Raw genomic sequence first — 7019 nt, forward strand, 5'->3', positions numbered from 1 at the left:
AACATAACTTCCTGTGAAATAATTAATATATTTCCTGATTTTTTGAAATTAAATAAACACTAAAGGTTTATCTTTTAAAGGGGCAAATGCTTCTGGAACGAAGCGATACAGCGTAGCCGGACGCCCCGCACCACGAGAAGCTTTTAAGCCAGTTTCTTCTAAAAAGCCTAGTTTGAGTAAGCGACTTCTAAAATTAGAATAATCGGAAAAGTTTTCTCCTAAAACAGTGGTATAAAGTTGATAAACATCACTTAAAGTAAATAATTCTGGTAACACTTCAAAGGCGATCGGGCTATACTCTAACTTATTGCGAAGTCGCCGATGACCATACTGCAAAATCTCCTGATGGTCAAAGGCTAATTCCGGCAATTCATCCAGGGGATACCAAGCAATTCCCCGTCCTCCGGTACTAATTAATTCTGCTTCTTCAAAACGGACTAAAGCAAAATAACTCACGGATAAATACCGCTGACTCGGTGGGGTTAACTCACGGGGGTCACGTCCTGGGCCACCGAAAGTATATAATTGCTCTAAATAGAGGTTGTTTACCCGAATTTTGGCCGCCAAAATTCGGTAAGCTGCTTCTTCTAAAGATTCGGGTTCCCGGACTAGAGTTCGGGGTAAGTTCCACTTACCTAAAAACGGTTCTCGTTCCCGCATGACCAACAAAACTAATAAACGATTTTGGGTCATATCTACCGAGAAAATTACATTATCCACCCCCACTTTAAAGTTCGCTTTTGGGGTTGTGGGTAATGTGGGTTGACGTTGATAAATCGATCGCAGAGGGTTTTCTATAGGTGCTGCCATTATTTGCCTTAATATCCGTAATATTTTTTTGATATCTGTACAAGTTTTCCTGTTGAATATAAGCTTCAATTACTGCCGGAATTACCGGGTTTGAATTGCCCCTTTGCCGATATTCCGTAGAAGAAACTGCCGGTACTTGTAAATCATGGGCAATGCTTACAAAAGTGCCTCGTTGAGAAATCTTTTTCACTTGTTCATCATCTACTGGGTATCCAGGACGAGGCACAACTAAAATATCTACTTGTGGCAATAATTCCTCAGCCCGATACCAACGGGGCAATTGGGCAATTAAATCTGAACCCACCACCAAGGTAAAGGAATCATTCGGCCAAATTCTTCGCGATCGCTGCACCGTCTCAATAGTTCGGGGATGACTAATTTCTGGATAAAAACCCAGATTACTTCTAGAACTAGCTAATTCAGCGGTGAGTAACCGCATCATGGCTAATCGATGTTCTAAGGAGGTTTGCCCGGGTTTTAGGGGATTATCCGCAGCCCAAACTGCTACACGATCGAAGCGATCCGCTAACCAAATCAAAATTTTTTCATGCCCTCTAGTCGGCGGATCGGCGCTAGTGCCAAATAAGGCAATTTTTCCCATATTTAATTACCATCTTTTGGTTATCGGTAGTTTTATGTCATTAGTTAAAGGAACGAGACTTGCAGATAGCAAATTATAACCAACCACTATATAACCAATCACTATTGATTATTTTGTTTAGTTTTCTCTGTCAAAGCTTGCAACTGCTCAGAAATTTCGACGGTCGGAGAAATGGGGTTTTCTAGCTGACGGGCAGTATCCGGCAAAGCGGCTACCGAATTACTCGTCCGGCTACTAATTTCTTCCAAGGTTTCTGGTAACGAGACTCGATATCCCCCTTGAAACACTTGTTGTAATAACGGTACTTCATCCGGCAGGGGATCTTCAGTCATCAAACCCAGGCGATCGCATTCAACAGTCCCATTTTTGTAGCGGCGGAATATTTGCTTGCGTCCGGGATAACTGGGTTTGCCACTAGACTGCTTCATCACCGGGATACCATTAATCTCGACTAACTTATAGACCCCATTCACCGGATCTCCCGTCACCAAGCGAGTCCCAAACCCATAGCCATCAATGCAAGCGCCCGCCGATTTTAATCGGGCAACTTCCCACTCATCCAAATCTCCACTAGCCACAATTGGCACCTCTGGCAACAGCGATCGCACCTTCTGGGACAAATCCACCAAATCCCCAGAATCCAAACGCACCCCCGCTAACTCCACCTCACCTTGCTTCACCCGTTCTGTCAACTGACTCGCCGCATTCAGGGTATCGTAAGTATCAATCAACAACGGCGCACCGGGAAAGTAAGTATGAAACACCCGATAAGCCTGCATCTCGCTGCCTTCCAGGGCGGTCAAAGCCATCACCAAAGCATGAGCCATAGTCCCTGCTGGCTTACGGCCTAATTTCAAAGAAGCCAACACATTAGACGTAGCATCCAAACCTCCCGCCAAAGCCGCCCGCGCTGCCCACATAGAAGCCTGGGGACCAAACGCCCGTCGGGTGCCAAACTCCAACAACATCGCCTTTGGTCCCGCCACATCTCGCAACCGCGCCGCCCGCGTCGCAATCAGAGTTTGATAATTTAGAGTACATAATAGATATGTTTCCACAATTTGCGCCTGCCACAGAGGGGCCTCCACCCGTAACAACGGCTCATTGGCAAACACTGCCGTCCCTTCGGGCACCGCCCACACATCCCCGGTAAACTTGCCCGACTCTAACAAAGACCAAAATTGTACTGGCGCATTGGCGAAGATTCCCGTTGCTTGCAGCGCATCAATTTGATCTTCGTGAAACCGGAATTTTTCCAAATATTCGATCCCCTGTTCCAAACCCATCGCGATCGCATAGCCAAAGCCTTCCGGTAAGCGGCGGGCAAAAAGCTCAAAACTGGCGGGGCGATCGGCCAAACTTTCCCCCGCATAGCAAGCGGCCATCGTTAACTGATATAGATCCGTCAACAGGCTGTAATCTTCTGAAGTAATATTCAGTTGCGGATCATCTCCCATCATCGAAATCGACTTTGGCCGAGGGGTATAATTCCCTTCATTATCAATTGCCATATCCTGTCGCTCCTTGGCTCAATGGTTTAATTATAGTAGATTTTACCAAAACTAACCAGGGTTGATTGGTAATTTTTTTGGCTTAAATTCTTCTCAAACCAGTATAAATCTCGATTTATATGGAAAAATTAATTTTTTTCTAGTATAAAAATGGTAAAAACTACCAAAAATATTTTTAAATTCATTACGTATCTGTAATAAGTTCCACCCCTGCCCCCCTGCCGATGGCGGACTTCCTACACCCTACACCCTACACCCGTTCCCCAAATATCCTAAATTAGGTTGCCAAAAACCAGCATAGAGTGATTTAATCAGAAAGTTGCCGAAAAATTACCCTCAACGCTTCTGGGATCGATTTCCCCTCGGCAGTCCTCATGGGAAAATTTGTAAAGAATTGTAACAATTTTCCTCAATTATCTAAGCAATTTTACAGAGACTTAGGCGGTTTCATCCCCAATACAGCCTCAGAGTGTTGAGATTTTATAACTTCTAATAAAAAACATTGCAAAACTATTTACAAAAGCAGATTTTAGTTTAACCTAAAAGTATGAAAGTTAATTGACCAAAAATAGTCAGGAGATGGCTATGAATATCTCTAAGTCTGTTTCCAACATGATGCAATACCTGTCTGAAGCAGTGGCTCGCATTTTTGCCCCCAGTGACGATATGTATCCCCTAATCGGTGTTCAACCATTTGAAGGAGAACCTTGCAAAAAAACCCAATGGGCGGACTAACATCAAATCAACGTTTTTCTTTTACACAACAGATTTGTTGCCATCCTAAATCGATTCCCCATTCATAAATCTTTGAATGGGGTAATTTTTTGGGAATTTTGGGATTTTTTATCTTTGATTATCAGGGAGCGTGGGGGTCGCCCGTACATTTGGGGTTTGATGACAAAATTTCCCTAATCCCTGCTCCTCTGCTGTGTTCCTTTGGCCAAATCACTGCATACCATCAGTCCTAAGCACATTATCCTAGTAAAATAACTTTGTTCACAGAATTGAACTAGGAATAATATGAACCTTAATGACATTCTTCAACAATATGCTCAAGGGGAGCGGACGTTTCACCGAGTAGACCTGCGGGAAGCGGAAATTTTGAACCAAAACTTACAAAACCTGGATTTCACTCAAGCGGATCTACGGCAAGCGAGACTGGGTAAAACACATTTTAATCATGGCATTTTCCACAAAGCAAACCTGAGTGAAGCGATTCTCTGGGGAACAGATTTTAGTGACGCAGATTTATCTGAGGCGATTTTCCGAGATGTAGACATGAGTGGAGGTTATTTGGTGCGGGCAAATTGTTACGAGGCGAATTTCAGTAAAGCCAGTTTATGTGGGGCGAATTTTCAACGCGCAATCCTCAAGAATGCGTCTTTATTTGAAACGGATTTACGACCGAGCTTAGAACACCGCACAGACTTAAGCCAAGCGATTTTAACCGGGGCGGATTTATGCTATGCCAATTTGCGTGGTGTCTTGTTGGTGGAAGCGAATTTAGATGGGGCAAAACTTTGTCGGGCAAATTTGACCGTGGGCAAAGAACCGGACTATTGGGAAACGGATTTAACAGGGGCAAGTTTGCGCGGCGCCGATTTGAGTTATGCGGATTTAACTGGGGCAATTTTATGTAATGCTGACTTGACTCATGCGGATTTAACTCGGACAATTCTGAAAGATGCGAATTTACAAGGGGCGATTATGCCTGATGGAACCGTTTATGATTGAAAACGGTATTAGCGATAAGCCAATTGGGGGTTAAAAACCATCGAAAATTAAAAACCCCAATTGGCTCATCGCTAAAGTCTGCCCCCGCGAATGCGGGGGGCGGATAAATCCGACTAAAATTATATGATTACATGATTTGAAACTATGGTAGAGAGTCGGTTGTAAATAAATTAGACTAGAATTAAACTAAAAATTCAACTCAACATTAAACTAAACAAAACATTAAACTAAAATTAATTATACTCAATAGACTTCTTGCTTTCATACCGGAGCGATCCCCCATCCTCGCCCTCTTCCCCAAAACCCATCTCCCAATTTTGCATAAAAAAATCAGAGATAACCGTTAAAGCAGTAGAAACTTAAATTTAAGGAATTTCACCACAAAGGCACAAAGGACACAGAGACTTCTCTTCTTTGTGTCCTTTGTGCCTTTGTGGTTCAAACCAGACCCTATCTGAATTTTGCATAAAAAAATCAGAGATAATCGTTAAAGGAATAGCAACCAACAAGGGAATCAACATTATGGCCACAACATTAGCAGAGGTGGGGGAATTCTTACAGCGGCGCGGTTGGCGCTACCACCAGGAACCGGAACGCAACCGCATCATTACCGGAGTGAATTCGGACGAGGTGGATCAATTTATCATCGTGGTTGAGTTACAGGAAAACGGGGAATATCTTAGTTTATTTGCCCCGCAGCTTCTATATATCAAAGACCATATATATAAAGGAGTGGCCTTTCAGACCATGTTAGCTATTGCCTGGGAAGTGAAGCTGTTGCGGTGGGAATATGACCCCAGTGACGGCGAAGTGCCGACCAGTGTGGGAATAGCCTTAGAAGATGCACCATTGACCGAGAGACAATTTAACCGCTTGTTATCGGGGTTAATTCACTTGACCGAACAGGGGATGAAACGGTTAAAAGCCGTCTTAGCTACCGGCAATGACCCAGGGTTAGAGACCAGAGAAGCGTTAATAGCGGCATTACGAGAAATGCTATCCGCTTTGGAAGATTAAATTTTTACACCACAGAGACACAGAGAACACGGGTCTCTCTTCTCTGTGTCCTTTGTGCCTTTGTGGTTCAAACCAGACCCAATGACCCGCCAGGGATTAAAATCCCTGGCTGATAGCGCAAGTCGGTTGAAACCGACTCTCTACCATTCTCACGCAAAGAATACAGTCCTCTTTAGAGGACTTTAGCTATTAGCCTGGGGTTTAAACCCCAGGCGGGTTGTCAGCTAAACAAGTTGATAGAGATGCTACCCAGTGAGGCATTGGCGGGACTTCAGGCGGAACTGGAACGGCTGCACGGGTCTCTCTTATCTGTGCTCCTCTGTGCCTCTGTGTTTCATATTTTAGGAGAACATAATGGACTCGCAACAACTATTTACCCAAATTTGCGGCTTTCTCGACCAGCAAGACTGGACATATCAGCCAGACCCAGAACAGCAGCGGTTATTGCTATCAGTAAATGACATAGCTGTATTGATTGCCGTAGAAGAAAATGGGGAATTTATCAAGATTATTCTGCCGCAATTGCTGACCGTACCCGCAGACCATCCCCACTATGAGGCAGCATTAGAAACATTGGCATATTTTGGTTTGCAGCATAAACTGGTGCGGTGGCAACGAGACCCAGAAGATGGGGAAGTGCGAGTGCAGGCAGATTTACCCATCGAAGATAGCGAACTGACCGCCAAACAGTTTTGGCGCACGTTGCGAGGGGCAGTACAAATTGCCCAACAGGGACAAGAACGGTTACAGCAAGTATTAGCCACGGGACAAGATACTGGCAATTCTCAAAATCCAGGAACCAATCAAAAAACCTTAGCTTTTTTCGGGGCTTTGCTTCAAGCTGAGAATGAAGGTGGCGAAACAGCAGTTTATCAGGTACTAGACCAACGCGGGGGACAACTTGACCCCCAATTACCCCAAGCCGCCCAGACTTTTCTGGAAATGGTCGGCACTGCTAAACCAGAAATGCGAGATGGTGTAGTAGGACTGATTGGCGACTTGGCAAATAGTCTGCAACAGTATCCTAGAGGACATCGGGAAATAAATGTCACGGTTGCTATTGGTCTTTATCATTTAGTTCTGGAAGCCCGTCCCCGCGAGACTGTCCCCGATAAATATGCCCGAAATTTAACTAATCTGGGGGTTGCCTACCAGACCCAAGCCCAGTTGGGAGAACAGCCATCAACGAATCTGAAACAGGCGATCGCTGCTTATGATGAAGCGGCTAATATTCGCCGTGAGTTGAAACTGGAGAAAGACCTTTCCAGCACTTTGAATAATCTGGGGATTGCCTACCTGACCCAAGCCCAATTGGGAGAACAGCCTTCGGCGAATCTCCAGAAAGC

The 7019-nt window shown here is 44.6% G+C and carries 7 protein-coding genes; 4 read left to right on the forward strand and 3 right to left on the reverse strand.

What is annotated here, in order from left to right:
* Positions 1–48: 48 nt before the first annotated feature.
* The 3 genes from AM228_RS19665 to AM228_RS19675 all read right to left on the reverse strand — a co-directional run bounded on the left by AM228_RS19665 (position 49) and on the right by AM228_RS19675 (position 2922).
* Positions 49–810 (reverse strand): NUDIX domain-containing protein, encoded by a 762-nt coding sequence (locus AM228_RS19665; protein ID WP_082348960.1) that lies wholly within the window; start codon positions 808–810, stop codon positions 49–51.
* Positions 728–1411, reverse strand: coding sequence for a nicotinate-nucleotide adenylyltransferase (locus AM228_RS19670; RefSeq protein WP_072160857.1), 684 nt, complete (start codon positions 1409–1411; stop codon positions 728–730). The genes AM228_RS19665 and AM228_RS19670 overlap by 83 nt, the downstream gene beginning before the upstream one ends.
* Positions 1412–1512: 101 nt before the next feature.
* Complete coding sequence (locus AM228_RS19675; protein ID WP_082348961.1) at positions 1513–2922, reverse strand: nicotinate phosphoribosyltransferase; 1410 nt, start codon at positions 2920–2922, stop codon at positions 1513–1515.
* A gap of 585 nt (positions 2923–3507) precedes the next feature.
* On the opposite strand from AM228_RS19675, the gene AM228_RS29960 reads away from it, so the two are divergent.
* The 4 genes from AM228_RS29960 to AM228_RS19690 form a co-directional block, all read left to right on the forward strand.
* Positions 3508–3657, forward strand: a complete 150-nt coding sequence (locus tag AM228_RS29960; RefSeq protein ID WP_072160858.1) for an isochorismate synthase — start codon at positions 3508–3510, stop codon at positions 3655–3657.
* A 285-nt stretch (positions 3658–3942) separates the two neighbouring features.
* Positions 3943–4656, forward strand: coding sequence for a heterocyst differentiation pentapeptide repeat protein HetL (gene hetL, locus AM228_RS19680; protein WP_054468400.1), 714 nt, complete (start codon positions 3943–3945; stop codon positions 4654–4656).
* Positions 4657–5178: 522 nt separating this feature from the next.
* The gene (locus tag AM228_RS19685) at positions 5179–5673 is read left to right on the forward strand and encodes a hypothetical protein (protein WP_054468406.1); all 495 of its coding nucleotides are present in this window, start codon (positions 5179–5181) and stop codon (positions 5671–5673) included.
* A gap of 354 nt (positions 5674–6027) precedes the next feature.
* The coding region (locus AM228_RS19690) for a YbjN domain-containing protein (protein WP_197285345.1) at positions 6028–7019 on the forward strand (992 nt) is incomplete at its 3' end.

The organism is Planktothricoides sp. SR001 (assembly GCF_001276715.1).
Classification (GTDB): domain Bacteria; phylum Cyanobacteriota; class Cyanobacteriia; order Cyanobacteriales; family Laspinemataceae; genus Planktothricoides; species Planktothricoides raciborskii.

Coding starts and splice junctions, on each gene's coding strand:
- AM228_RS19665 (WP_082348960.1), bottom strand. CDS start 810: ATGGCAGCACCTATAGAAAACCCTCTGCGATCGATTTATCAACGTCAA.
- AM228_RS19670 (WP_072160857.1), bottom strand. CDS start 1,411: ATGGGAAAAATTGCCTTATTTGGCACTAGCGCCGATCCGCCGACTAGA.
- AM228_RS19675 (WP_082348961.1), bottom strand. CDS start 2,922: ATGGCAATTGATAATGAAGGGAATTATACCCCTCGGCCAAAGTCGATT.
- AM228_RS29960 (WP_072160858.1), top strand. CDS start 3,508: ATGAATATCTCTAAGTCTGTTTCCAACATGATGCAATACCTGTCTGAA.
- hetL (WP_054468400.1), top strand. CDS start 3,943: ATGAACCTTAATGACATTCTTCAACAATATGCTCAAGGGGAGCGGACG.
- AM228_RS19685 (WP_054468406.1), top strand. CDS start 5,179: ATGGCCACAACATTAGCAGAGGTGGGGGAATTCTTACAGCGGCGCGGT.